Genomic DNA, 26,321 nt, shown 5'->3' on the forward strand with positions numbered 1-26,321 from the left:
AACTTTAATGCAATTTTGTTATTCATAGCACGATCATTTGAATCAATTAGACACATACAAAAATTTTGTCAACGGCCGTTATCTTAGCGAAGGCATCCGTAATACAGCAGGAATAGTACTTCCGGCGCTTATATTGAGTTATTTTGATTTATTGAACATCGGTTTTGTGGTTTCCCTCGGGGCGCTCTGCGTAAGCGTTACAGATAGTCCGGGACCAGTACATCACCGGCTTAACGGCATGTTTTTCTGCAACCTGATCATCACTGCCGTGGTTATCATCGTATGTTATGCAGCTGTTTCTCCCTTGCTTTTAGGAATACTGATCTTTGTTTTCGGCTTCTTTTTTTCCATGCTAACGGTATACGGTATACGCACTTCTGCCATAGGCATTGCTGCATTGCTGGTGATGATACTTAGCCTGCAAACCCCGAAGCATGGCATCGGGATCTGGCTCAATGCCTTGTATATACTGGCCGGCGGTGTGTGGTATATGTTATTCAGCCTGTTGCTTTACAGCATCCGGCCTTACAAGATCATTCAGCAGATATTGGGTGATTTTATCATTGATATAGGCACCTACTTCCGCATCAGGAGTTCTTTTTACAAACACGATCCCGCTTATGAAAAGACGTATCAGCTCTTGTTGCAACAACAGGTAAATGTTCAGACACAACAAAGCCTGCTCAGCGAAATATTGTTTAAAACCCGCGCTATCACTAAGGAATCCACGCACACGGGAAGGGTATTGCTCAAAATATACATCGATGTAGCGGAACTTTTTGAAAGTATCATGACGGCTTTCCAGGATTATCGTGTGCTCCACAAACAGTTTGATGAAACGGGCATTCTCGAAATGATCCAGCAACAGATCATCTCCCTTTCGGAAGAACTCAACGATGTTGGCCTGGCAGTAAAAAGCGGCCTTCATTCCCGGGGAACAGATGAAAACCTCGTAAGCTTCCGTGAAATAAAAACGGCTTTCGAAGCATTGCGACTGAACTTCATGTCGGACGAAAATGTAGAACAATTCGTGAGCCTGGGGCGTATCGTTAACAACCTGCAGCATTTGACCGAAAAGATCAACGGGCTCCATTATTACACCAGTTACGATAAGAAGATACAAAAAGCGAATGCAGATTCAATCGATCAAAGTAATTATGCCGCTTCGCAGGATATCCGCCCGGCGATATTTTTCAATAATCTAAACTTCGGTTCGAATATTTTCAGACATGCATTAAGGGTTGCCCTGGCATTACTGGTAGGTTATATCATTTCGCTCGCGTTTGTCATCGGGCATAGTTACTGGATATTGCTGACTATCGTAGTGATCCTCAAACCCGCATACAGCCTTACCAAGAAGCGCAATTCCGACAGGCTCATCGGTACTTTGCTGGGGATATTCATCGGCGTGGCAGTATTATATTTCGTTCATGATAAGACCGCCTTGTTTGTGATCATGATAGCGTTTATGGCTACCTGTTATGCTTTCCTGCGTACGAATTATTTTATCAGCGTGCTCACCATGACGCCTTATCTCGTGATCTTTTTTCACATGCTCTATCCCGATACCATACAGGTAGTGCTGAAAGACCGGCTGGTAGATACTTCCATCGGGTCTGCCATAGCATTCATCGCCAGCATATTTTTTGTGCCGGCGTGGGAACACGAATCTATCCGCTCGTTCATGGTGAAAATGCTGGAAGCCAATCAACGTTATTACGGTATGGTATCGGGTGTATTCAGCGCTAACACTGAGCTTCCGAAGCAGCAGTTCAGGATCGTGCGCCGCGATGTGCTGACGGAACTGGCGAATGTTTCCGATGCATTCAGCCGCATGTTATCCGAACCGAAAAGGTTTCAGAAAGGCATCGAGCATATCCATCAGTTTGTGGTGCTGAGCCATATCCTCACTTCACATTTTGCAACATTATCTTATTACCTGAATGTGCGTCAAAGTAAATTCCGTTCTGCAGATCTTCAACCGGTGATCGACAATACGCAATTGAATTTTTCCAATGCTATCCATCATCTGCAGCAGAAAGAAGGGGATATTCAAAAAGCCGACAGGAATGCATTGGATGCGATCAATGATCATGCAGAACTTTTACTGGCGCAGCGAAAAGAAGAATTATTGCAAGGGCAGCTTGAAACGGAAACCAAGCAGGCTCTGGTGGAAAGCAAATCAGTGATCGACCAGTTCAATTATATCTATGGCGTTTCTGCCGACCTGGAGAAGGCAAGTGAATTACTACGCAAAGCCTGATTGAGCTAACAATAAACGCTGATTATAAATTGATAAAATGATTTCGCTGATTTTTACTTCGTAAAAAAATGCATGCTTTATAGGGATAAAATTTTTATAGCTTTTAATCTTATAAAACATGCATTTGCGTTTTGCTTCAGCAAAACAATCGGCGAAATCAAGACATCTTTTTAAAATCAGCGATTCTTTCTTTGCGATTTATTGTTGCAGATACTTATCCTTATCATCTTTTTTATTGTGCAGGTTCAATCGTACTTCCCAGCCGGTGTAGTTGTTCACCATTTCGATCTCCGCGACAAAGTTTTTGTAAGCAACATCGCTGCTGTTGGCTTTCAGGTGGCTGGATGCGAAACGTAAATTTTCTGTAGGTTCTTCCAGGCTGCCATTGAAGCTGCCACCCGCGGTATTGAGGTGGAGTTTTGTTTTGTTGACCAACCTGAAAGTGTTGCGGTAGATGCGTGCCGCTTCTTTATAACTTTCCCCTTTATACATGATCGCCTGCAGGCTGGCTGAAGTATCCTGCACGGAATGGAAGCGGTATACGAAACATTCCAATGCGCCGGGAAGGCTGCTTTTGGATTGATAGATATCAACATCATCCTGTTCGCTCACAACTTCTCCCTGGATATTGTAATAATTGGAACGAAAATCCTTCACGATCGTGTTGAGCGAATCGGAAAAAGCAGGGGAAGGTAAAATGGATTTATAAAATTGTGCAGGGCATGTGATCATGGATAAGATCAGTACGATCATTAAAGGAAATATTCTTTTCATAGCATTTTTTGGTTTCATTGCAATATTACGAAACGCCATTTATCTGCTTCTAAAAAACTTAATCCACTGGTGTGCACAACTTTGCGATTCGTAAAAATACCTGGTAAAACGTACTAGAATAAAAACTACAGTCATTTCCAAAACACGCTACAGTTTATTTTAAAAATAAGGGTCATATTTGTTCTATCAAATTATCCAAATCCTATTAAAGTTCCGTTGCTAATACCTATTCAAAGACCGAATTAAAATCAATAGTAACCCCCTTACTATGAAAAACCTTCGAAAGAAGGTTTTTTTCATTTTAAGAAGTTCAAAAGTTCAAAAGTTCCAAAAGTTCAAGACGTTGATGAAACCTATTAGAATAGAACCTCTAGAACATTTTGAACCTTGAACCTTTTGAACTCTGTATTTTTGCCGGATGAGAACAGCATCAGTAAAAGAGATCAAAACCGAACTGGAACATCTACCGCAGGATGAATTAGTGAAACTCTGTCTCCGCCTGATCAAGTTTAAAAAGGAAACGAAGGAACTGGCAGGTTACCTGTTGTTTGATGCGCACAATGAGCAGGAATATACAGAACAGGTAAAAGAAATGCTGGATGATCTTTTTGCCGAAGTCAATACCCGTAACCTTTACATCACAAAAAAGAATCTCCGTAAGATCGTCCGTATCGCAGGGAAATATATTAAATACAGTGACGAAAAAACTACCGAAATAGAACTGTTGATATTCGTTTGTAAACGAATGCAAAAACTTAAGATCGATTATAAAAAAAGCGTACAACTCCAGAACCTTTACGCCGCACAGGTCAAAAAAATAAATAAAGCCATTTCGGTTTTACACGAAGATCTGCAATATGATTACCTGAAAGAAATAGACGAATTGTAAATTTTCTCTGCGGAAATCTCTTTTAACTCTAGTTCTCTGCGGTAAAGGGAAGTTAGCGTCACCGCAGAGAGCCAGCGATAGCAAAGTTTTCGCAGAGTGAGATTTTTATTTCTTAAAATTCCCTTTGAACTCTCTTTTGAAGGCAGCAAAATCCGGGATAGAAACATTTTGCACATATGGGTTCCCCGGATTCCGGCTGATATATTCCTGGTGGTAATCTTCGGCCGGGTAAAATCTGGTAAAAGGAACCACTTCAGTCACAATCGGGTCTGAATATTTCTTTTCATCCGTCAGTCTTTTTATTTCCGCATCAATGATCGCTTTTTCATCAGCATTCCTGTAAAATGCTATAGACCGGTATTCGGGACCTGCATCATTGCCCTGCCTGTTGGGCGTAGTAGGGTCCTGGCTGGCAAAAAAAGCCTGCACCAGCTCAGCATACGTAACTTTTGAAGGATCATAATACACCTGCACAGTTTCCGCATGCCCCGTATTGCCTTCCGCAACAGATTCGTAATCGGGGTTGGCAGTTGTTCCTCCGGCATAACCGGAAACGGCATCCCGTACACCTTCCAGGCTTTGAAAAACTATCTCGCTATGCCAGAAGCACCCCTCCGCAAATGTAGCCACAGCCTCATTACCCGAAAGTGGCGTACTATTAGCCAGGTGAATATTTGCAGCAGCATTATTTTGAAATTGATTACAGGAAAACAAAAGCAACAACGGGGTAAGGCAGGTTAAAGGAAATTTCATAAAAATATTTTTTGTACAAACGAAAGCGGCAGGGTGTAAGATTCGGATAAACTGTTAAAATAAGTTTAGGGTTTAGCGTTGAGAGAGCCGACCATTGACAATTAACTACTAAACTTTCCAAGCCTCTCTAAACCCTGATCTCTAAACCCCTAAACCCTTAGCAAAATTGATACTGTTTTGTGTTAAGGTGAACTTAAATGAAAAAGCTGTTAATTACCTTAAATTGCAACTTTAAACGAAAAAAATGGTTAGTACGATCAACGATTTCAGCAATGTATTTTTTATCGGTATAGCAGGCACAGGCATGAGTGCCATTGCACAATACCTGCAGGGTACCGGTAAAATGGTAAGTGGGAGCGACCGTTATTTTTTACCGGATCAACCCAACGATACGAAACAAAAGCTGGAAGCCGCCGGCATTACCTGTTTCCTGCAAAATGGCGATGGGATTACTCCCCAGACAGAATTGGTAGTTGTTTCAACGGCCGTGGAAGATACCGTTCCGGAAGTGCAGAAAGCAAAATCGCTGGGCATACAGATCATCCGGCGGAGCGAATTGCTGGCCATCATTGCAGCCAGCAAAAAGACGATCGCCGTTGGCGGAACATCGGGCAAAAGCACTACCAGCGCCATGCTTTTCCAGATCATGGAGAAAGCCGGGTTACAGCCCAGCATCATCAGCGGCGCTGGCCTGGTAAGCATCATACGCGAAGGCAAGATCGGAAATGCAAAAGCCGGGCTGGGCGATTGGCTCATCATTGAAGCCGATGAAAGCGATGGGTCGATCGTGCAATATCATCCGGAAGTAGGGCTGTTGCTGAACATCGACAAGGATCACCAGGAGATAGATGAACTGATGAGTATCTTCAGCACATTCCGGAAAAACAGTACGCAACTTTTTGTGGTAAACCAATCAAATGTTTACGCCAGAGAATTATCGGTCAACATTGAGAATGATTTTTCACTCGCCATCGATTCCGAAGCCGGATACAAAGCCACCGCTTTCGTGCAGGATGGGCTTACAATTTCTTTCCTCATCAATGGAGTGGATTTTTCGCTGAATACAGTTGGCAAGCTAAATATGGAGAATGCGCTTGCTGCCACCACAGTCGCCCATCAACTGGGTGTAAGCCTGGAAATATGTGCTGCTGCGCTGAAAGATTACGAAGGGATCTATCGCCGCCACCAGGTATTGGGTCAAAAAAATAATGTGTGGGTGATAGATGATTATGCGCACAACCCGGTGAAATGTGCCAGGAGTATTGAGGCCTGTCAGCCGATAGCCGATAAAGTAGTGGCATGGTTTCAACCTCACGGTTACGGCCCCACGAGATTTTTGCGCAATGATTTTGTAAAAGAAATTGCCACGGCGCTTCGTCCGCAGGATGAGATATGGATGAGTGAGATTTTTTATGCAGGAGGCACGGCGGTGAAAGATATATCGGCCAACGATCTTATCAATGATATCAAGGCCTTAGGCAAGCAGGCATTTTTTATTGAAAACCGCAAGGATTTCCTGGAGGCTGTAAAACCGCACCTGGCGGGCAATTCCATCCTGTTGTTGATGGGCGCCCGTGATCCTTCGCTGGAAACTTTTGGAAAGGAATTATTCGAAAAACTTTAGCCGCAGAAATGACCACACTCATTACCAATATAGCATTACTGGCCGGTTGCCGCGAAACAACTGAACTGCTCCGCGGTACGGCACTGGCAGAATTGCCTTCAATAGACCATGCTTTTTTGTTGATCGAAGATGGCATGATTGCATCCTATGGCCATATGTACGAACTGGAATTACTGGTTCCGCAACTGCCAAAACATGTGATCGATGCGCATCAGCAATATGTATTACCGGCATGGTGCGACAGCCATACACATCTTGTATTCGCTAAAAGCCGCGAAGAAGAATTCATCGATAAACTAAAAGGGGCAACGTATGCTGAAATTGCAGCGAAAGGCGGCGGCATTCTGAATTCGGCGAAAAAATTGAATGATGCAACGGAGGACCAGTTGTTCAATGATGCCTGGAAACGGCTGGAAGAGCTTACCAGGCTTGGAACAGGCGCGATTGAAATAAAAAGCGGCTATGGGTTGACGTTAGAATCCGAATTGAAAATGTTGCGGGTGATAAAAAAACTCAAAGAAAGATCTCCGCTGAGTATCCGGTCAACTTTTTTAGGGGCACATACTTTTCCGGCGGAATACAAGGAAGATAATGCAGGTTATATTCAGCTGATCATTGACAAGATGTTGCCGGCCATTGCCGCTGAAAAACTGGCGGATTACATCGATGTATTTTGCGAGACAGGCTTTTTTTCTCCGGCAGAAATGGAAACAATCTGCAAAGCAGGCCTGCAATACGGGCTAAAGCCCAAGCTTCATGTAAACCAGTTGAATTCCATCGGGGGGATAGAAGCAGGTATCGGGCTCAACGCCATTTCAATGGATCACCTGGAAACGATGACCGGGGAAGATATACGCCTCATCAGCGCTTCCGGAAGTATCGGGACATTATTACCAACAGCAGCTTTTTTTCTGCGGATGCCATTTCAGCCAGCCCGGCAATTGATCGACGCCGGGGCCGCCATCGCACTCGCCAGCGATTTCAATCCCGGGTCATCGCCGAGCGGTAATATGAACCTCGTGGTAGCTTTAAGCTGCATCCAGATGAAAATGCTGCCTGAAGAAGCGATCAACGCTGCTACTATTAATGGGGCTTTCGCAATGGAATTGGAGAAAACTACGGGTAGTATCAGCGTAGGCAAAAAAGCAAACCTTATTTTTACAAAACCAATCCCTTCAATCGCTTATCTGCCATATGCTTTTGGTAGCAACCTGATAGATAAAGTCATGATAGAAGGGGAGTTTAGAGTGTAGGAGAACGGTCGTTCGATCATGAACTACTAATTCTTCTAAACCCCTAAACCTAAACCCTAATCCCTAAACTTAATTATATGCAATTAATCGAATGCGTGCCAAATTTTTCAGAAGGAAACGACCTCCATATCATCCACCAGATAACGGCCGAAATTGAATCGGTAGAAGGCGTACGGCTGCTGAATGTAGATCCGGGCAAAGCTACCAACCGTACAGTAGTTACAATGGTGGGCGAACCGGCCAATGTAATAGAAGCCGCGTTTCGTGCCATTAAAAAAGCCGGTGAGCTGATCGATATGAGCAAGCACAAAGGGGAGCATCCACGAATGGGTGCAACCGATGTTTGTCCGCTGATACCGATCGCCAACATAAGCATGGAAGAAACGGTGAAATATGCGCAGCAGCTGGCGAAAAGGGTAGGTGAAGAACTTTCATTGCCAGTTTATTTATACGAAGCTGCACAGCCCGATACATCCCGTAATAATCTCTCCGTGATCCGTGCGGGCGAATACGAAGGTTTTGCGAAAAAGATCGGGCAACCAGAATGGAAACCCGATTTCGGCCCTGCTGTTTTTGATGCGAAACGCGGTGCCACTGTCATCGGTGCCCGTGATTTCCTCATTGCTTATAATGTCAATCTCAATACAACTTCTACCCGCAGGGCAAATGCGATTGCGTTTGATATCCGCGAAGCGGGACGGGTGAAAAAAGTAGATGGCAAACCGGTGAAAGATGAGCATGGTAATCCGGTCAACATTCCCGGTAGCCTCAAAAGCGTAAAGGCCATCGGCTGGTTCATTGAAGAATATGGTATTGCACAGATATCCATCAATCTTACCAATATCAATGTAACGCCCGTTCACATTGCGTTTGATGAAGTATGTAAAAAAGGTAATGAACGTGGCATACGTGTTACGGGCAGCGAACTTGTTGGATTGATACCGCTGAAAGCGATGCTCGATGCAGGAGAATATTTTTTGCGCAAGCAACAGCGCTCTGTGGGTGTAAGTGAAAAAGAATTGATCCGCATCGCGATAAAATCTATGGGGCTCGATGAACTCGGCCCTTTCAACCCTGAAGAAAGGATCATCGAATACATGCTGGCCAACAAAGCGGACAGCAAACTGGTGAACATGACCTTGTCTGACTTCGCCGATGAAACCGCCAGCGAAAGCCCGGCACCGGGTGGGGGCTCTATCGCGGCATACATAGGCTCCCTGGGTGTTTCACTGGCAACGATGGTAGCCAACCTCAGCAGCCATAAAACAGGGTGGGATGATCGCTGGGAAGAATTCAGCGACTGGGCAGCCAAAGGGCAGCGTTATAAGAACGAACTTACTAGGTTGGTGGATGCGGATACCATAGCCTTTAACCTCATCATGGAAGCATTCGGTTTGCCGAAAAGCAGCGATGCGGAAAAAGCTGCCAGAACAAAAGCAATTCAGGATGCTACAAAATTTGCCATCGATATACCATTCAAAGTGATGAATGCTGCCTACGGGAGCATGGAAGTGATAAAGGCGATGGCGGAAACCGGTAATCCAAATTCGGTATCGGATGCAGGTGTGGGCGCGCTTTGCGCAAGAAGCGCCGTGATGGGTGCTTTCATGAACGTACGTATCAATGCAGCCGGTTATAATGATAAGGATTTTGTAGCAGACATCATCGCCAAAGGCAAAGCCATAGAAGATAAAACGATTGCACTGGAGGCGGAGATCTTGAAAGTGGTAAATGAAAAGATAGGAGTGTAGCAGATGATGAATGCTGATGCTGGATGCTGGATATCTTATGGCTGAAATATATTCTTTGCTTCGCTACGATATTCCGCATCCAGCATCTTCTAAATAAAAACGTCCCGCTGAAACCAGCAGGACGTTTTTATTTGGAAACAACAAATTATTATTCCGGAGACAAATACTGCGCATACGCATAACCTTCCTCTCCATCTTTCGTCCTGATCTTCCACCAGCTGTCATCCGTTTTTTCAACCAGGGTAACGATTTCGCCATGAGCAGCTTTGCCTACGATATCGCCTTCGGTGCTTGGAGTGCTGCGAATGTTGAGGTTGGTAGAATCCGTGGTAACTTTTAATGAAGCGCCCGCATCAGCTTTGATGTCGAGGTTCATCATCAGATCGCCGCTCGCCATGTTGGGATCGATCTTGTTGTACAATGCCCAGAGAGCATCATAATCTGCGGTGCTTTTTGCAGTGCCGCTTACATGCAGCGTGCCGTCTTTTTCAGCTACCGCCAGGTTGTCAACGCCAAGCGTGTTGGCAGTTTGCAGCAATTCTGCATATTTATCTTGTAAAGCCATTATTTTAAGATTTAAGGGTGAGTTTATTTTTTATCAGTAAGTTTTGAAACATCGGATTTTACCTTTGCGGCAGCGAGGATCTGCATGATCTTCATCCTGTTCGCAGCAGTTACTTCACCTTCAAGCACCGCCTTATCAGCAGAGAAAGTTACTGTTACACCTTTGATGTCTTTCAATCCGTCTTTTACTTTTTGCTGGGTAGCTTCATCCAATGCTGTTGTAACCGAAGCTGGCTCTGGTACTACCACAACTGGTGCAGGAACGGTAGTGTTGTTTACTACGTCTTTTACACCTTTTGCCCCTTTTGCAGCAGCTGCTACAGCCGCTTTAGTAGCGTCATCCTTGACTTCGCCGCTGATGGTGGCAACACCTTCATTAACCGAAACAGTCACATTGGCTGCATCCGGATTGGCTTTTAAAGCAGTTTCAACATTTGCTTTGATATCTGCATCTTTCGGCTTACAGCCTGCAAATCCAAGCGTCAACAAAATGGCGAGCGCCATGAGCGTTTTTGTAATTTTCATTGTTTGTTGTTTTAATAAATGATTAAATCGGTATGAGTATGGTTTCGGGTGAAAGGTTGTGGGTTGCTTGTCGTTCACAAAGTGTATAAAATTCTATTTTTCGCGAAAGATCAACAACCCGTCACTCGTCACCCGCAACTAAAATAACTAGACGATATTATAAGCATCCAAGTCGCCCTCCATCCACAGGTAAATTTATCCCGTTGATATATGCCGCCGCCGGCGAACAAAGAAATGCTACTGCAGCGCCAAATTCTTCCGGCTGGCCGATCCTTCCCGCAGGTATCTCAGCTACCAGTTCTTTCAGCACCTGTTCCTCACTTTTACCCGAATCTCTGGCTTTCTTTTCAATTACATAATCCGCACGTACTGTTTTGGTGAAACCAGGCAATACATTGTTCACTGTTATACCAAAGGATCCCAGTTCTGTTGCCAGCGTCTTGCTCCAGTTGGCCACCGCCGCCCTGATCGTATTACTCACGCCCAATCCCGCCAACGGAATTTTCACCGAAGTGGAAATGATATTGATGATCCTGCCAAATCCTGCAATTTTCATACCGGGTACTACCGCCTGCATCAATATATGGTTGCAGAGCAAATGGCTTTCAAAAGCTTCCAGGAAGGCTTGTGTTTTTGCGGATTGTGCGGTTCCTCCGGCAGGGCCACCAGTATTGTTCACTAAAATATGAATGGGGGTTTCCACGGTATCAAACCCGTCGATAGCGGCCTGTACATTGTGTGCCGCCGAAAAATCAGCTACGAGGTAGCGATGTATTTGTCCGAGTGACGTGTCGAGCTTCGATGCCGCATCTTTCAGTTTTTCTTCATTTCGGGCCATCAGGATCACATTGGCGCCCATCAAAGCCAGTTCTACGGCGCTGGCAAAACCCAATCCCTGCGTGCTGCCGCAAACAAGCGCATTCCTTCCTTTTAAATTCAAATTCATCTGTTACAATCTTTCTCCGAAGCTATTTAATATTTCGCTGGAAAAAAATTATTAAAATGTAAACGACCACCGACGACGGACCTCTCACGACCGTCAGGTCTTAAGGTTGCAAATACTTTTAAAAATCCAGCTCGGGCAAATAGCTACTTTTTTCACGAACCCACGGTTGTCGGTGATTGGTCGTCAGTAGTCGGTCGTCAGTAGTCGGTCTTCTTCCATTGCGCACATCCCACAAAAAAAGTCCTCCCATTTAGAGAGAACTTACTGTTGTCGGTCGTCCGTGGCCGGTCGTCTGTTGTCCGTGGTCCTTCGTCAGTTCAACACCTGCTTTTCCTTCAGATCTTTCACGATTTTCTTGCTGTAATCCTTTCCTAACGTGGCAATAGAAGATGGATCGGCAGCTTTACTTTGCACAGAGTAGATCAGGTTGCCCGATTGGATATCATACATGTTCGACTCCAGGAAATACTGGGTGGAATTGGTATAATACCCCGGGTCGTAAACCCTGTCATAAATAGTAGTATAATACCTGCCAAAACGCCTGATACCGATCGGCTGATAACTCACCCTGCCAGGCTGATAATACTGGTCTTTGGATTTGTCGAGTAAAACGGTGGTGATAACGGCATCATATCCGCTGGATTTCAGTTTTTGTGCGATATCTTCTTCCTTTATCTTTTCAAAAGCCTTAGGGCCATATTCGTCCATGGCAGAAACGGCGGAATAACCGTTGCTATTGAGGTTCGAAGCCAATTGTTTTTCAAGTTGTTCCCTCAAAGTGCGGTCTTTCTGGTTCAGGATACCCAGTACCATGATCTTTTTATAACTTTTCTGTGGCGCTTCGTCCGACTTCCAGGAGGAAGTGATCTTAGTGCTGTTGCACGAAGCCAGCAACAACAGGATCGCGGGTAATAAAATTGATAATTTTTTCATACCAGAACTTACGCAAATAGTATTCCCGCAGGTGTAAGGGAGATGTTAATAATAGAGTGGCGGGTGAGGAGTTGCGGGTTTGGGAAACTCTTGCTCTCCGCGCCTGTCCCGCCGAATGGCGTGGGGTGAAGAAAATCAATTGTATTGATCGATTTATTATTACAAATCAATTGTAGCAAATCTATTTGTAGCATTTCAGATTGCCACAAATAGATTTGCTATAAAACAAACCCAACCCTTAACTCCTTCGCACGCCGTCCGTAACCTTTTATCCCCACCTGTTTAAAATCCCCTCATTTTTCCAATTTCCATTTAATTATATTTGCGACAATGTAGATTTACTAAAACATTTAGTAAATTGCGCCCTTTCAGTATTAAAAACAGATTTTAACCGCAAGATGGCAGATAACTTGAACAAATCGGAATACACCGAAGACAATATACGGAGCCTCGACTGGCAGGAACATATCCGCCTGCGCCCGGGTATGTACATCGGGAAACTAGGAGATGGCAGCAGCCCGGATGATGGGATATATGTTCTGCTCAAAGAAGTGATCGATAACTGTATCGATGAACACACCATGGGTTATGGTAAACATGTAGATGTAAAGATTGATGGCAAAACCATCACCGTACGCGACTATGGCCGCGGTATACCGCTGGGTAAAGTAGTGGATGTGGTGAGTAAAATGAATACCGGCGCCAAATACGATAGTAAAGCCTTCCAGAAAAGTGTAGGGTTGAATGGTGTGGGTACCAAAGCTGTGAACGCATTGAGCAATTATTTTAAAGTGACTGCTTATCGTGATGGTAAAGAAAAGACCGCTGAATTTGAACGCGGCCTTTTAAGCAAGGAACATAAGGAAGCCGCTACTAAAGAAGATAACGGCACTTTCGTTACGTTCATCCCGGACGAAACGATCTTCAAGAATTTTCATTTCGTACAGGAATACCTCGACAACCAGTTCTGGAACTATTGTTACCTCAACGCCGGCCTGGTGATGAACCTCAACGGCAAACGGTATGTTAGCAAGAACGGCCTGCTGGATCTGTTGCAACGCAAAACCAACGCCGACGAGATCCGTTACCCGATCATCCACCTCAAAGGCGAGGATATAGAAGTGGCCATCACCCACGAAAATGGCTATGGGGAAGAATATTACAGCTTTGTCAACGGGCAGTTTACCACCCAGGGTGGAACACACCTCGCCGCTTTTCGCGAAGGGTATGTAAAAACAGTCCGTGAGTTTTTCAAAAAGGATTACGATGCGGCGGATATCCGCGGCAGCATTTGCGCCGCCATCAGCGTAAGGGTGCAGGAGCCGGTGTTTGAGAGCCAGACGAAGACCAAACTGGGTTCGCAGACGGTGTACGAGAATGGCCCGAGCATGAAGAATTTTATCGGCGATTTCCTGGGTAAGGAGTTGAATAATTTCCTGCATCGTAATCCCACACTGGCGGATGCGTTGAAGAAAAGGATCGAGCAGAACGAGCGCGAAAGGAAAGAGCTGGCGGGTATCAAGAAACTGGCGAATGAAAGGGCTAAAAAAGCGAACCTCCACAATAAAAAATTGCGTGACTGCAAGTTTCATTATAACGACGAGCCTACAGGAAAAGATAAGGACAGCATCATCGAAAAACAAAAGGAAAGTACCATCTTCATTACGGAAGGGGACAGTGCGAGCGGATCGATCACGAAAGCCCGTAATGTAGGCACACAGGCGGTTTTCAGCCTCCGGGGTAAACCATTGAACTGCTTTGGGCTTACCAAAAAGATCGTGTATGAAAATGAAGAGTTCAACCTTTTGCAACATGCGCTGAACATTGAAGAAGGATATGAAGGCCTGCGGTACAATAATATTGTAGTGGCTACCGATGCGGATGTGGATGGGATGCATATCAGGCTTCTGCTCATGACATTTTTCCTGCAGTTCTTCCCCGACCTGGTAAAGAACCAGCATGTGTACATCCTGGAAACACCATTGTTCAGGGTGCGCAATAAGCAGGAAACCATTTACTGTTATGATGAAGAAGAAAAGCAGGCCGCCATTAAAAAGCTGGGCGCCAAACCTGAAATAACACGATTCAAAGGTTTGGGAGAGATAAGCCCGGACGAATTTGCCCGTTTCATCAGTGTAGATATGAAACTGCAGCCTGTCATCATGGAGCAAGGTGAACATGTACAAAACCTGCTGGAATATTACATGGGTAAGAACACACCTTCCCGCCAGGATTTTATCATCGATAACCTAAAGGTTGAATTGGATGCAATAGAAGAAGCAGAAGCGTAACGTAATCGCGTCATCTTCGTCAATTCGTGTAATTAGCAAAATTCGTGTAATAAAAATGTTTGAATTCCACCAGGATAAAAAAAAATACTTCGATATAAATAGCGCTAACGCGAAACAATATATCATGCCGTTCATCGAGGAGAAATTCACGATAGAACCGGGCATGCGTGTATTGGAACTGGGTTGTGGCGAGGGTGGCGTGCTGAGGGCATTCCTCGACAGGGGCATGACCGGAGTAGGGATCGAGTTGGATAAAGTCAGGCTGGTAGACGCAAGCGAATGGTTATCGGAAGAAATTGCGCAGGGAAAAGTCTCTTTTTTCCTGGAAAATATTTACAATACTACCCCGGAAGCATTGGGCGGAAAATTCGACCTCATCCTCCTGAAAGACGTGATCGAGCATATTCCCAACCAACAGCAGCTCATCGCCCATCTTCAGCATTTTCTTACAGGCGATGGAGTGATATTTTTCGGTTTTCCGCCATGGCAGATGCCACTCGGCGGGCACCAACAGATATTGCAGAGCAGGTTCTGGTCGAAAGTGCCTTATTATCACCTGCTGCCGATGCCGGTGTACAAATGGATATTAAGGTCGGCGAAAGAAAATGTGGATGAAATGGTGGAGATAAAGGAAACCGGTATTTCCATCGAACGGTTCGAGAAGATAACAGGTGCGGCAGGGTATAGTTTGCTCAATAAAAAACATTACCTCATCAACCCGATCTATCAATATAAGTTTGGGTGGAAACCAAGAAAACAGTTTGCAGCAATACAGGCTATCCCATGGGTAAGGAACTTTCTCACTACCTGTGTTTATTATTTAATACAAAAGGCAAAATGACGATCACTTGTAAAAATTGCGGGGTTCACTTCAGGGGGGCATACTGTTACAACTGCTCGCAAAAAGCAGGTACGGGCCGTCTTAAAGTGTCGAATGTGCTGCATGAGTTCTGGCACAACTTTACGCATACCGACAAAGGGTATATGTCATTGCTGAAGGCGATGGTGCTGCAACCGGGCGTAGTGATCAGGGAATATATCGAGGGCAAACGAAAAAAATATTTCAGCCCATATACCTTTTACCTGGTTACGACAGCACTGCTGATATTTATTACCAACCTCGTCTATAAATACGAAGACAAATTATATAAATTTAACAACGAGTATGGGCAATACCTGAACCTGCACCGCAACTATATTATTCTTTGTTGTATGCCGTTCATAGCAGTATTTCTCAAATTTATATTTTTCAGGAGAAAATATAATTATGCAGAATGGGTTACGTTTATTGTATTTACCTATGGTTTGATCAATTTTTTTCACATCATTATCCAACTGGCGTATTTCCCGCTTATCAGGTACCATAACGCTTCTCATTTTGAAGAATACCTGAGTTATTTTATTTTTTTCTATGTACTGTTACGTTTTATCCAGCCCAAAAAATGGTGGGAAGTGCTGCAGTGTTTATTCATAACAATACTGATTTATTTTTTGGTGGAGTGGCTGGCGCAGTTGATCGCATTATGGCAATGGGGCGTGCCGGTGGAAAAATTAAAGCTCATGATTAAAAACTCATTTTAATAATATATGATACACATAGTATTCAACGAAGCAGATGTAAAGGTACTGGAAGCCGCTGTAGCGCTCGATGAGAGCCTCGCCGGCGAAGTGATCCAGGTAAAAGATGATTATGCGGTTGGTCCGATTTCGGATATCTACATCGGCGAAGGCATCAATGCCCGCAGGGAGTGGTGGACGGAAGTACTGGCCGGCGGTGATTACGATGGCAAAGCGGCTTCCGCAGAAGTGGATGATTACAAGACAGTAGCCGAACTGGTAGGCCGAATGCGCCGCGAGGAAGACCAGAAGATATGGATATGGGCTGCGCAAAACAAACACGATGTAAGTGGTTATTATTGGCTGCTCCATTACATGAAAGAATTCCAGGGAAGGGTATTTATTTTATACCTCAATAACCTTCCTTTCATCAACGAAAAAGGAAACATCTTTTATCCAAACTGGCTTTCAGAGATCCCTGCAAAAGAATTTCTCAAAGCAAAAAAACTGGCGCGGGAGATCACACTCAGCGAATTTGAAGTGGATCCCGATGAATGGACAAAACTCTCGAATGAAAATAAAGGCGTACGCATCCTGGAAGGTGGAAAAAAGCTGGCGCAATACGATTATGATTTTTATGATGCCGAGCTGAAGAAAGCCATCACACCCGATTGGCAGAAAGGTTCCAAAGTGATCAGTCATTTTTTAAGCAAAGCCAAACATACTACCGGCGACGCTTACCTGCTCTGGAGATTGAAAGTGATGATCGCACAGGAGATGTTTGATGTGCAGGGGAAAGTGGGGAACATGAAGGATTTTGAAATAAAGACAAAGGAATAATGGATAATGTGACAATGGATAATGGATAATTTTTTTTCAGTTTTTACAATATTCTATTAATTAAAGAATTATCCGGTTGAAAAAATTATCCATTATCAATTATCCATTGTAAAATTATTAACATGAACATAAAAGCAATCCACCACATCGCCATCCTCACGGATGATTATGAAAAGAGTAAATCCTTTTACACCGATGTGCTGGGTTTTACTATCATTGCCGAAACATACCGGGAAGAACGGCAATCCTACAAGCTGGATCTTGCGATCAATGGGGTATACCAGGTAGAATTATTTTCCTTCCCGGACTATAAGGAGCGTGCTTCTTTTCCGGAAGCGAAAGGCCTGCGGCACCTGGCTTTTGCGGTAGATGATATAGAATCGGCAGTGGCAGAACTGATAGAAAAAAAAGTAGACGTTCAGGGCATACGCATCGACGAACTGACAAATAAGAAATTTTGTTTCTTCTATGATCCTAACGGGCAGCCGTTGGAATTATATGAAAGTGAATAGTGAATAGTGAAACCTTCGTGGGTTTGTTATAAAATTGAGGTAAATAAAAACTGCATGTAATTCGTGTAATTCGAAAAATTCGTGTAATAAAAATATGGCTAAAAAAGAAAAAGAAGAATACCAGCACAGCGAAACCGGTGTGAGCGGGCAATACAAGACCTGGTTCCTGGATTATGCCAGCTATGTAATATTGGAGCGTGCGGTACCGGCTATCGAAGACGGACTGAAGCCTGTACAGCGCAGGATACTGCATGCCATGAAAGAAATGGATGACGGCCGTTTTAATAAAGTCGCCAATATTATCGGGCAGAGCATGCAATACCACCCTCACGGAGATGCCAGTATCGGTGATGCCCTGGTGAATATGGGGCAAAAAGAACTGCTCATTGAAACCCAGGGAAACTGGGGAGATGTGCGTACCGGCGATGATGCCGCTGCTCCGAGATACATTGAAGCGAGGCTCAGCAAATTCGCACTGGAGGTTGCCTTCAATGCCAAAACCACCAATTGGCAATTGAGTTACGATGGACGTAAGAACGAGCCCATCACGCTTCCGATGAAGTTTCCTTTGCTGCTGGCACAAGGTGCCGAAGGTATCGCTGTAGGCCTTGCAACTAAAATATTGCCGCACAACTTTTGCGAGCTGATCGATGCTTCTATCAAATACCTTCGCGGTAAAAAGTTTGAATTGTTACCGGACTTCCTCACCGGTGGCAGCATGGATGCCAGCAATTACAATGAAGGTAGAAGGGGCGGTAAAGTAAGAGTGCGGTCAGTGATAGAAGAGATCGATAAAAAAACACTCGTGATCCGTAGCGTGCCTTATGGCGTTACCACCACTCAGCTGATGGAAAGCATCGTGAAGGCTAACGACCAGGGGAAGATCAAGATCAGGAAAGTAGCGGATCATACGGCTGCCGATGTGGAGATCATCATCGAACTGGCAGCGGGTATTTCGCCTGATATTACCATCGATGCGTTGTATGCATTCACAGATTGTGAAGTGAGCATTTCGCCGAACGCCTGCGTGATCGTAAATAACAAACCGATGTTCCTCGGCGTGCCGGAATTGTTGCGCATCGCTACAGATAATACCAAGGAATTGCTGCGCCGCGAACTGGAGATAAAACTGGCCGAACTGCAGGAAAAATGGCATTATACCTCACTCGAAAAGATATTCTTCGAAGAAAAGATATACAAGGAACTGGAGAAGAAACACGAGACCTGGGAAAAAGTATTGGTGGCGATCGACAAAGGATTTGACCCTTTCAAAAAACAACTGAAAAGGGAGATCACCCGTGAAGATATCATCAAACTAACGGAGAAGCCTGTACGAAGGATCTATCGCCTGGATATTGATGAACTGAATGCGCAGATCAAAAATCTTGAGGCTGAGATCAGGGCTGTAAAACACGACCTGGCCAACCTGGTGGATTTTGCGGTAGCGTATTTTGAAACCTTGCTGAAGAAATATGGCAAGGGCAGGGAACGCCGGACGGAGATCAGGCAATTCGATACTATACAGGCAAAATCTGTTGCTATAGCGAATATCAAGCTGTATGCGAATTTCGCGGATGGCTTTATCGGTACCGGTTTGAAGAAAGATGAACTGATCGCGGAAGTTTCAGACCTGGATGATATCGTGGCATTTACCAAAGCCGGTATCATGAAAGTAGTGAAGGTTTCTGATAAAGTATTTATCGGAAAAGATATCATTCATGCGGCTGTATTCCAGAAAGGTGATGAACGAACCACTTACAATATGATCTATGTGGATGGCAAAACCGGCGTGAGTTATGCCAAACGTTTCAACGTCACCGGTGTCACCCGCGATAAAGAATATGATCTGACCAAAGGCTCCGAAAAAAGCCGGGTGCATTATTTCACTACCAATCCCAACGGCGAAGCGGAAGTTGTTAAGATCGTATTGAGTCCTAATTGCAGCGCCAAGAAAAAAGAACTTGAATTCTATTTTGAAGAACTGGAAATAAAAGGCAGGGGAAGCATCGGCAACCAGGTAACCAAATACCCCATCAAATCGGTAAAGTTCAAGGAAGCCGGAAAATCAACCCTGGATGCCAAGAAGCTATGGTTCGATAATAAATTTGGCAGGCTGAATACAGATGAAAAAGGCGAATACCTTGGCAAGTTTGAAGCGGAAGACAGGTTGCTGGTGATATTCATCGATGGTAATTACGAGATTGTAGACCAGGAACTCACCCAGCGTTTTGAAACCGATAAGATATTACTCATTGAAAAATACGACGCTGAAAAAGTCATTACCGCTGTGTATCTCGATAATGAAAAACAACAGTTCAACATCAAGCGTTTCAAGATTGAAACCAGCACATTGAACAGCAAATTCCTCTTCATCAAAGAAGGAAAAGATAACAGGCTCGAAGCCGTTACCACCGATCCAAACCCCGTATTGAAAGTGCAGACGGGCCGTGGACAATCTATCAACAAGGCTAAATTCAAAGTAGATAAGATGGTGGAAGTGATGGGCTGGAAAGCAGTTGGGGCCAAGCTCGTAGACTTTTCAAAATCTGTAGAAATGGAATGGGACAAACCTGTTGAAGATGGAGGACAGGGAGCGCTCTTCGAGTAGTGAATGGTGGTGAATGGTGAATAGTCAAACCTTCGAGACTTTGTAAGGAATTTACAGGTAATTAGAGACGGTGGTCAGTGGTCCGTTGTCCGTCGTCTGTTAAAAGAGCCCGCAAGATAAATCCTGCGGGCTCTTTTGTACTTGTCAATTATTAACCGACTTTAATGACTTCGTACCATATCTCACCGTTTTCCTGCACTACGGGTTTGTATTGTACATCGTCAACTTTATAGTATGTTTCACCATCAATCACGATCGTTTCATACCCTTCCGGAATACTTTCTACAATAGCGCCCAATGGCGGCTGTACAACCGTGTAACGATCATTATCCTGGTTGTAATAAGTACCGTTATAATAATAATACGGGTAATTGCGAACCAATATCCTGCTATATCCGATAGGCAATGTATTGATATAAATACCGATCGGTGGCGCTACTACGCTATAGTAGTTATCGAATGGCTGATAGAAGAGGCCATCGTAATAGCGGTAGTTATATCCGCCCCAGAAAATAGAGGAGTATGCAAAAGGGAAAACTGTTATCCTTGTATGCCTTCTCGGATAGTAATTATATCTCCAGCTCGGGTTGTAAGCATTGTAAACAACCCTTGGCCTGTTGCTGTAATAATTCCTGTTATAATAATTGTTTCCCCTGTAATCGTTGTATACATAAGTATTTCCACCTCTTCCCCTGCGGGTGTTGATATTATCACCCGGGCGATTGTTGAAATTATTGTTCGCGTATGGTGGCCTGTTGTTTATCGTATTCGGGCGGGACTCAGCAGGTGTCAGGTTAGCCGTTGTTGGAACCTGCGGCGCAGGCTGCGGACGGTTTGGCCTTGGAATGCTGTTACCTGTGGGGTTCTGAACCGTCACCTGTGTAGGCCTTGGATTGCTATTCAGTGTTGGGTTATCAACCGAAGCCTGCGGGCGGGTAGGCCTTGGCCTTGGAGTATAACCTCCCGAATTTGAATTGAAGTCGGTAGCCGGCCTTACGGAGCGGGGCGGTTGAGAAGTAGCTGGTCTCGGCTGGTTAAAACTGCTATTATTTCTTAGCGGCTGTTGCGAAGTATTTGACCGCGGAGACTGCTGGAATCTTGGCTGGTTGTTGCCTGATGGGGTAAAGCTCCTTGCAGTACCACCACCAGATGAACGCCTTTCGCCCATGCGCTGCGCAAAAGACTGCACGGCAAAAAGACCGCTGATGGCAAGTAGTAAAAAGAACTTTTGATGAATCGTCTTCATGTCCTTAGAGTTTAATTGTAAGAAACTTACACCCTATAGACAGCAAATAGGCTGCAAGTTTAATTGTAATGTACAGGCTTTCACATATTTATAACAGATAAATCGAAAAAATTGGATATTTTATTTTCAATAATTAATAATCATTTGATTATCAGGTATAAGGTTTTTAATAATATTATAAAGTGTTGGTTATTAAGATAAAATAAATATGATTGCGCTTCTTTTTTTATCTGTTTTGGGGAACGTTTCACCCGGTCAGAAGAATTTTGATCGTCTCAGTAAAAGTTCATTTTCGCTTATACACCCGATCATCCAGGAACGGCTGTTTTTCAATGCAAGTGAACTCCCGATAGGTTCTTTCATTACCCCTTTTTTACCCATGTAATTGGAATGAAGGAAATATAGCATCCCATTCTCTTTAAGAAGGTAACCTGTGTGAAAGTCAAGTCCGATGATAAAAACGGCATCAGCGGGAAAGGCTGATACGTATTGCTGAAGTTTTTTGAGGGAACCGACCCGCGTGATATTCACACAAAGGGCTTTGATCAATACAGAAGAGGGTTCCTGCGCCAGCCTGGTCCTGTTCAATGGGATACCGATATCATCCAGCGTATTGGTTATAAAATATCCGCAGGCGATGGCGCCTCTTTGCGGCAGGCGGGTAGTGCCGTTGAAATCCCAAGGTGTTCCTGTCCAGTATGCCGGAATGCTGTCGGATATTATTTTGCAAAAGTTCGCTTTAAGTATCGAGACCTGCTTATTTGCTGCGGAACGATTCTTTTCTTTTACCCTTTTTAAAAATGAAGAATAATCCAGATCACCTGCGGTTACAGCATTTACAGTATTGGTGGCCACACGGCTTCCCGGGGCGTTGGAGTTTCCTGACTTACAACTAATCAGGAACAGGAATAAAAATGGAGCAGCTATGGCGCACCTGGCCAATAGTTTAATCATCTTAGTATGAAGGGATGTTTGTGTTGTAAGATGCCGTCCTCATTGGAATTCCATATAAAACCAGTATGCCAGGCAATCCAGCCTTTACCCGGTATGTAAGATATATCCTGAGCGAACCTTCAGCGAAGGAAGAGTAGACGAACTATACTGCCATCATTTTCAGTTCTAAGGATAATCGTTTCTAATGTTCAAACTACCCGCAACCCGTCACCCCCGACTATTTACCCTCCAAGCTCCATTATTTTTTCAAACAACACCTCATATTCCGCATTGGCATCATCCAGTTCTTTGGCGGCTTTTTTGTAGCTGGCTTCGGCTTGCACAAATTTGTTTTTGTCGCCGTATACCTGTGGATCCGCGAGTGCATTTTCCAGTTCCGTCTTGTTTTTATTCAGCGTTACCAGTTTATCTTCCAGTTTTTTAAAATCTGTCCTTGCCTTCTGCAATTCTTTTTTAGCATCGTTGCTGATAGGCTTCGGTTCAGGCTTTGGCGCAGGCTTGGCCACTACTTTTTCTTCAGGCTTAGCGTTTTTTTTTGCTTCAGCTTCCGCTTTTACACGGCGTTCTTTCCAGTCCTCCCATTCGGCGTATGAGCCTTTGAATTCAACGATCTTATGGTCTTCGATCTCCCAGATCTTATTGGCCAGTTTGCTGATGAAATAACGGTCGTGGCTTACCAGTACTATGCTGCCTTCATATTTGATCAACGACTCCGCGAGCAGGTCTACCGAATGAATATCCAGATGGTTCGTAGGCTCATCCAGCATCAGGAAATTCGCTTTGCTGGCAATGGTTTTTGCCAGCGCCACACGTGCTTTTTCACCACCACTCAATACTTTTATTTTCTTTTCTACCGTATCACCACTGAACAGGAATGCTCCCAGCAGGCTCCTCAGCTCAAGGTCATTTTTCCCGCTGCGGGCGTCCTTTAACTCTTCCAGGATATCATTGTTCATGTTCAAAGCTTCCAGCTGATGCTGTGCATAGAAAGATTCCTGTACATTATGTCCCCACGTACGGTCGCCTTCAAAGGTTTCCGCATCGGCGATGATCCTTAGCAGGGTAGATTTACCCTTGCCGTTGGCACCGATGAGAGCGATCTTGTCGCCCCGTTCGATCTCCGCATGAGCATCTTTCACGATCTCTATTTCCTTAAAGCTTTTATTGATATGTTTCAGCGTAACGATCGTTCTGCCCGGTTGTTTTTCCACGGCAAAATTGATCTTCATATTCGGCCTTTCCAGTTCCACATCTTCAATGCGTTCCAGTTTTTCCAATCGCTTCACAATACTTTGCGCAGCCGCGGCCTTACTGGCTTTCGCCTTAAAGCGTTCTACGAAACGTTCATTCTGGCGGATATAATCCTGCTGGTTCTCGTATGCCTTCTTCTGCATATCGATCCTTATCTGCTTTTCCTGTTCGTAGTACGAATAATTTCCGGTGTAAAAATGAAGTTCGCGCTGGTATAATTCCACCACTTTGTTCACCATCCTGTCGAGGAAAAAACGGTCATGGCTTACGATCACCACAGCACCGGGATAATGCGAAAGGTATTTTTCCAGCCATTCGATACTCGGAAGATCAAGGTGGTTCGTCGGTTCATCGAGCAGCAGCACATCAGGGTTCATGAGGATCATTTTCGCCAGCAGCACACGCATGCGCCAGCCCCCGCTGAATAGTTTGTATGGTTTCTGCAGGTCGGCATTCTGAAAGCCCAGTCCCTGCAATATTTCTTCAGTACGGTGATGGATGCTGTACCCGTCGAGTACATCCATTTCGTGTAACAGATCGCTGTATTTTTCCACCAGCTTTTCATCGCCGGTCTTTTCCAGTTCCGCTCCTACGACTTCCAGTTCCTTTTCAATCGCTTTCACTTTTTCAAAAGCGCCCATAGCTACTTCGAGAATGGATTCGTTGGTTTCAAACCCAAGCAGATCCTGGTTCAGGAAGCCGATGGAAGTTTCACGGCCTTTTTCTACCGTTCCGGCAGCAGGGCTGTATTGGCCGGTCAGCACCTTCAATAAAGTAGATTTACCAGTTCCGTTGTAACCGATCAACCCGATGCGTTCACCCGGTTGTATATGCCAGGTAGCATCTTCCACAATTGTTCTTGCCCCAAACTCAAAAGTCACATTTTGTAAACCTAACAGCATTTTAACTCGTATTTTTTTGCAAAAGTAACTTATTTAGTGAATGGTGAAGAGTGAATGGTGAAATCTTTGGAGTTCTTTGGCAAAATGATTGCGGTTATCAATTGCCCCGAACTTAAGTCCGGGGCAATTGATAACCGCAACCCGTAACTTTACACCATGAACATCTTCCTCACAAGAAAAATACCTCAGGCGGGCCTTCAGCTATTGGAACAATCTGGCCATACCATCACCATATGGGAAGAGAAGCGTGACCTGCTTCCATCCGAACTCATTGATTTTTGCCTGAAAAATGATGCTTTATTGAGTGCCGGTCCCAGTAAGATCGATGCTGCTTTCCTGGAGGCCTGCAAACATCTCAAGGTGATCGCCCTCCATTCTGTAGGGTTCGACCAGGTGGACATTGCGGCCGCTACTGCTCTCAGGATCCCGATCGGCAATACCCCCGGAGTATTGAGTGATGCCACCGCTGATACGGCTTTCCTGCTCATGCTGGCAACCAGCCGCAAAGCGTTCTCTGAGCACAAACGTATATTGGAAGGCAACTGGGGATTTTTTGAGCCCACTGCCGGACTTGGCATTGAGATAAAAGGAAAAACACTGGGCGTATTCGGATTGGGAAGCATCGGCTTTGAAATGGCGCGTAAATGTGTAGGTGCATACGGGATGAAAGTGATCTATCACAATCGTGGAAACAATCTCAAAGCCGAGCAGGAATTGGGCGCAGTAAAGGTTTCTTTTGATGAATTGCTGGCGCAAAGTGATATACTGACCGTACATACGGCGCTCACTCCCGAAACAAAAGGCCTCTTTGACATCGGTGTTTTTAAAAAGATGAAACCCGGTTCCATTTTTATAAACACAGCCCGCGGGGCAATTCACAATGAAGCAGACCTGATACAGGCATTGGAACAAAAGCTGATCTGGGGAGCAGGACTGGATGTGACCAATCCGGAACCGATGGATCCCTCGAATGTATTGTTGAGCATGCCGAATGTAGCAGTGCTGCCGCATATTGGCTCCGCAACGGTGGAAACAAGAAACGCGATGTCTGTGATTGCCGCAAGGAATATATTGGCCGGGCTGGCAGGAGAAAGGTTGCCGTTTGTGGTGAATGAAGAAATTTATGCAAATTTAAAATTAGAGGTTAAAAATTAATCATTAACGTTGGAAAATCATAGGGATTCTCCAATTATATAAACTAATTCGCATAATTCGTGTAAATAGTGCTTTAACTTTACAAAAAAAACATATGAAAAGACTCCTTTTTTTACTCGTTGCCGTATTGGTGGCAGTAAGCGTTTATTGGTTCATGTTAAGAAAAAAAGAGTCTGGGCCGAGGGCGCCTAAACAGGCAGCGATCGTGTTAAAGAAACATTCCGAAACATTCAATAAGAGTGTAGATAAGCTGGTGAATGATTACCTCGCCATTAAAAATGCCTTTGTGGAAGGGGATACCGCTGCCGCGAAAAAAAATACGGAGGCGTTCATCAGCGCACTTGACAGTATTCCGCTAGATGAACTTAAAAAAGATACGGCCAGCATTTTCGAAACGGCGCAGGCGAGTGTTAACGATATAAGATCAAATGCACAATCCCTGCTGAAACAAACCAACATTACAGAAATGCGTATGGATTTCAGCATGGTGACAGAAATGATGTACCCGGGGTTTTTCAAATCGATCAATTACGAAGGGGAAAAACTATACCTGCAAAATTGCCCGATGGCTTTTGGCGACGATAAGGCTGCCAACTGGATCAGCAACAGCGATGAAGTGGTGAACCCTTATCTTGGGAAAAACGATCCCAAACACAAGGCTACCATGCTGCATTGCGGCGAAGTGAAAGATTCCATATTTGCTAAATAGAAATACAAAATAAGTAATAAG

Annotated in this window: 22 protein-coding genes; 13 read left to right on the top strand and 9 right to left on the bottom strand. The window is 44.5% G+C overall.

The annotated features are described in order from the left end of the window. Nucleotides 1-37: 37 nt before the first annotated feature. Nucleotides 38-2,263, top strand: a complete 2,226-nt coding sequence (locus EGI32_RS06370) for an FUSC family membrane protein (RefSeq protein WP_255154547.1) — start codon at nucleotides 38-40, stop codon at nucleotides 2,261-2,263. Nucleotides 2,264-2,461: 198 nt separating this feature from the next. Here the strand turns inward: EGI32_RS06370 and EGI32_RS06375 are convergent, their stop codons facing one another. Next, a complete protein-coding gene (locus EGI32_RS06375; protein ID WP_255154548.1) occupies nucleotides 2,462-3,037 on the bottom strand; it encodes a hypothetical protein in 576 nt (191 codons plus the stop codon). Nucleotides 3,038-3,455: 418 nt separating this feature from the next. Here EGI32_RS06375 and EGI32_RS06380 point away from each other — a divergent pair, with 418 nt between their 5' ends. After that, nucleotides 3,456-3,926, top strand: a complete 471-nt coding sequence (locus EGI32_RS06380; RefSeq protein ID WP_255154549.1) for a hypothetical protein — start codon at nucleotides 3,456-3,458, stop codon at nucleotides 3,924-3,926. 105 nt (nucleotides 3,927-4,031) lie between these two features. Here EGI32_RS06380 and msrA read toward each other — a convergent pair whose 3' ends face one another. Continuing rightward, nucleotides 4,032-4,679 (bottom strand): peptide-methionine (S)-S-oxide reductase MsrA, encoded by a 648-nt coding sequence (gene msrA, locus EGI32_RS06385; protein ID WP_255154550.1) that lies wholly within the window; start codon nucleotides 4,677-4,679, stop codon nucleotides 4,032-4,034. A 244-nt stretch (nucleotides 4,680-4,923) separates the two neighbouring features. Here msrA and murC point away from each other — a divergent pair, with 244 nt between their 5' ends. The 3 genes from murC to ftcD all read left to right on the top strand — a co-directional run bounded on the left by murC (nucleotide 4,924) and on the right by ftcD (nucleotide 9,307). Next, nucleotides 4,924-6,303, top strand: a complete 1,380-nt coding sequence (murC, locus tag EGI32_RS06390) for a UDP-N-acetylmuramate--L-alanine ligase (RefSeq protein WP_255154551.1) — start codon at nucleotides 4,924-4,926, stop codon at nucleotides 6,301-6,303. 8 nt (nucleotides 6,304-6,311) lie between these two features. Beyond that, nucleotides 6,312-7,556, top strand: coding sequence for an imidazolonepropionase (gene hutI / locus EGI32_RS06395; protein ID WP_255154552.1), 1,245 nt, complete (start codon nucleotides 6,312-6,314; stop codon nucleotides 7,554-7,556). Between the two features lie 77 nt (nucleotides 7,557-7,633). Next, nucleotides 7,634-9,307: a glutamate formimidoyltransferase gene (ftcD, locus tag EGI32_RS06400; RefSeq protein WP_255154553.1), complete on the top strand. Its 1,674-nt coding sequence runs from the start codon at nucleotides 7,634-7,636 to the stop codon at nucleotides 9,305-9,307. A gap of 148 nt (nucleotides 9,308-9,455) precedes the next feature. Here the strand turns inward: ftcD and EGI32_RS06405 are convergent, their stop codons facing one another. From EGI32_RS06405 to EGI32_RS06420, 4 genes are all read right to left on the bottom strand, one after another. Further along, nucleotides 9,456-9,872: an SH3 domain-containing protein gene (locus EGI32_RS06405; protein ID WP_255154554.1), complete on the bottom strand. Its 417-nt coding sequence runs from the start codon at nucleotides 9,870-9,872 to the stop codon at nucleotides 9,456-9,458. Nucleotides 9,873-9,895: 23 nt separating this feature from the next. Then, the gene (locus EGI32_RS06410) at nucleotides 9,896-10,396 is read right to left on the bottom strand and encodes a BON domain-containing protein (protein ID WP_255154555.1); all 501 of its coding nucleotides are present in this window, start codon (nucleotides 10,394-10,396) and stop codon (nucleotides 9,896-9,898) included. Between the two features lie 157 nt (nucleotides 10,397-10,553). Continuing rightward, nucleotides 10,554-11,342 carry an SDR family oxidoreductase gene (locus tag EGI32_RS06415; RefSeq protein WP_255154556.1) on the bottom strand — a complete coding sequence of 263 codons (789 nt, stop codon included), beginning with the start codon at nucleotides 11,340-11,342 and terminating at the stop codon, nucleotides 10,554-10,556. 312 nt (nucleotides 11,343-11,654) lie between these two features. Further along, the gene (locus tag EGI32_RS06420; RefSeq protein WP_255154557.1) at nucleotides 11,655-12,275 is read right to left on the bottom strand and encodes a hypothetical protein; all 621 of its coding nucleotides are present in this window, start codon (nucleotides 12,273-12,275) and stop codon (nucleotides 11,655-11,657) included. Between the two features lie 398 nt (nucleotides 12,276-12,673). On the opposite strand from EGI32_RS06420, the gene EGI32_RS06425 reads away from it, so the two are divergent. The 6 genes from EGI32_RS06425 to EGI32_RS06450 all read left to right on the top strand — a co-directional run bounded on the left by EGI32_RS06425 (nucleotide 12,674) and on the right by EGI32_RS06450 (nucleotide 20,083). Further along, complete coding sequence (locus EGI32_RS06425; protein ID WP_255154558.1) at nucleotides 12,674-14,566, top strand: DNA topoisomerase IV subunit B; 1,893 nt, start codon at nucleotides 12,674-12,676, stop codon at nucleotides 14,564-14,566. A 55-nt stretch (nucleotides 14,567-14,621) separates the two neighbouring features. Continuing rightward, nucleotides 14,622-15,407: a bifunctional 2-polyprenyl-6-hydroxyphenol methylase/3-demethylubiquinol 3-O-methyltransferase UbiG gene (locus EGI32_RS06430; RefSeq protein WP_255154559.1), complete on the top strand. Its 786-nt coding sequence runs from the start codon at nucleotides 14,622-14,624 to the stop codon at nucleotides 15,405-15,407. Continuing rightward, nucleotides 15,404-16,147, top strand: coding sequence for a DUF3667 domain-containing protein (locus EGI32_RS06435; RefSeq protein WP_255154560.1), 744 nt, complete (start codon nucleotides 15,404-15,406; stop codon nucleotides 16,145-16,147). Before EGI32_RS06430 ends, EGI32_RS06435 begins: the two co-directional genes overlap by 4 nt. Nucleotides 16,148-16,153: 6 nt before the next feature. Continuing rightward, a complete protein-coding gene (locus EGI32_RS06440; protein ID WP_255154561.1) occupies nucleotides 16,154-16,963 on the top strand; it encodes a DUF1835 domain-containing protein in 810 nt (269 codons plus the stop codon). 122 nt (nucleotides 16,964-17,085) lie between these two features. Beyond that, the gene (locus EGI32_RS06445; RefSeq protein WP_255154562.1) at nucleotides 17,086-17,475 is read left to right on the top strand and encodes a VOC family protein; all 390 of its coding nucleotides are present in this window, start codon (nucleotides 17,086-17,088) and stop codon (nucleotides 17,473-17,475) included. Nucleotides 17,476-17,569: 94 nt separating this feature from the next. After that, nucleotides 17,570-20,083, top strand: coding sequence for a DNA gyrase/topoisomerase IV subunit A (locus tag EGI32_RS06450; RefSeq protein ID WP_255154563.1), 2,514 nt, complete (start codon nucleotides 17,570-17,572; stop codon nucleotides 20,081-20,083). A 151-nt stretch (nucleotides 20,084-20,234) separates the two neighbouring features. On the opposite strand, the gene EGI32_RS06455 is transcribed toward EGI32_RS06450, so the two are convergent. From EGI32_RS06455 to EGI32_RS06465, 3 genes are all read right to left on the bottom strand, one after another. Then, nucleotides 20,235-21,329 (bottom strand): DUF6515 family protein, encoded by a 1,095-nt coding sequence (locus tag EGI32_RS06455; protein ID WP_255154564.1) that lies wholly within the window; start codon nucleotides 21,327-21,329, stop codon nucleotides 20,235-20,237. Between the two features lie 255 nt (nucleotides 21,330-21,584). Further along, complete coding sequence (locus tag EGI32_RS06460; protein WP_255154565.1) at nucleotides 21,585-22,283, bottom strand: hypothetical protein; 699 nt, start codon at nucleotides 22,281-22,283, stop codon at nucleotides 21,585-21,587. A 221-nt stretch (nucleotides 22,284-22,504) separates the two neighbouring features. Beyond that, nucleotides 22,505-24,436: an ABC-F family ATP-binding cassette domain-containing protein gene (locus EGI32_RS06465; RefSeq protein WP_255154566.1), complete on the bottom strand. Its 1,932-nt coding sequence runs from the start codon at nucleotides 24,434-24,436 to the stop codon at nucleotides 22,505-22,507. Between the two features lie 156 nt (nucleotides 24,437-24,592). Between EGI32_RS06465 and EGI32_RS06470 the strand changes: the two genes are divergently transcribed. Together EGI32_RS06470 and EGI32_RS06475 are read left to right on the top strand one after the other, a co-directional pair. After that, nucleotides 24,593-25,591, top strand: coding sequence for a D-glycerate dehydrogenase (locus EGI32_RS06470; RefSeq protein ID WP_255154567.1), 999 nt, complete (start codon nucleotides 24,593-24,595; stop codon nucleotides 25,589-25,591). Nucleotides 25,592-25,685: 94 nt separating this feature from the next. Further along, nucleotides 25,686-26,300, top strand: coding sequence for a DUF3347 domain-containing protein (locus EGI32_RS06475; protein ID WP_255154568.1), 615 nt, complete (start codon nucleotides 25,686-25,688; stop codon nucleotides 26,298-26,300). The last annotated feature ends 21 nt before the right edge of the window (nucleotides 26,301-26,321 follow it).

This window comes from Ferruginibacter sp. HRS2-29 (genome assembly GCF_024343615.1).
GTDB lineage: Bacteria > Bacteroidota > Bacteroidia > Chitinophagales > Chitinophagaceae > Ferruginibacter.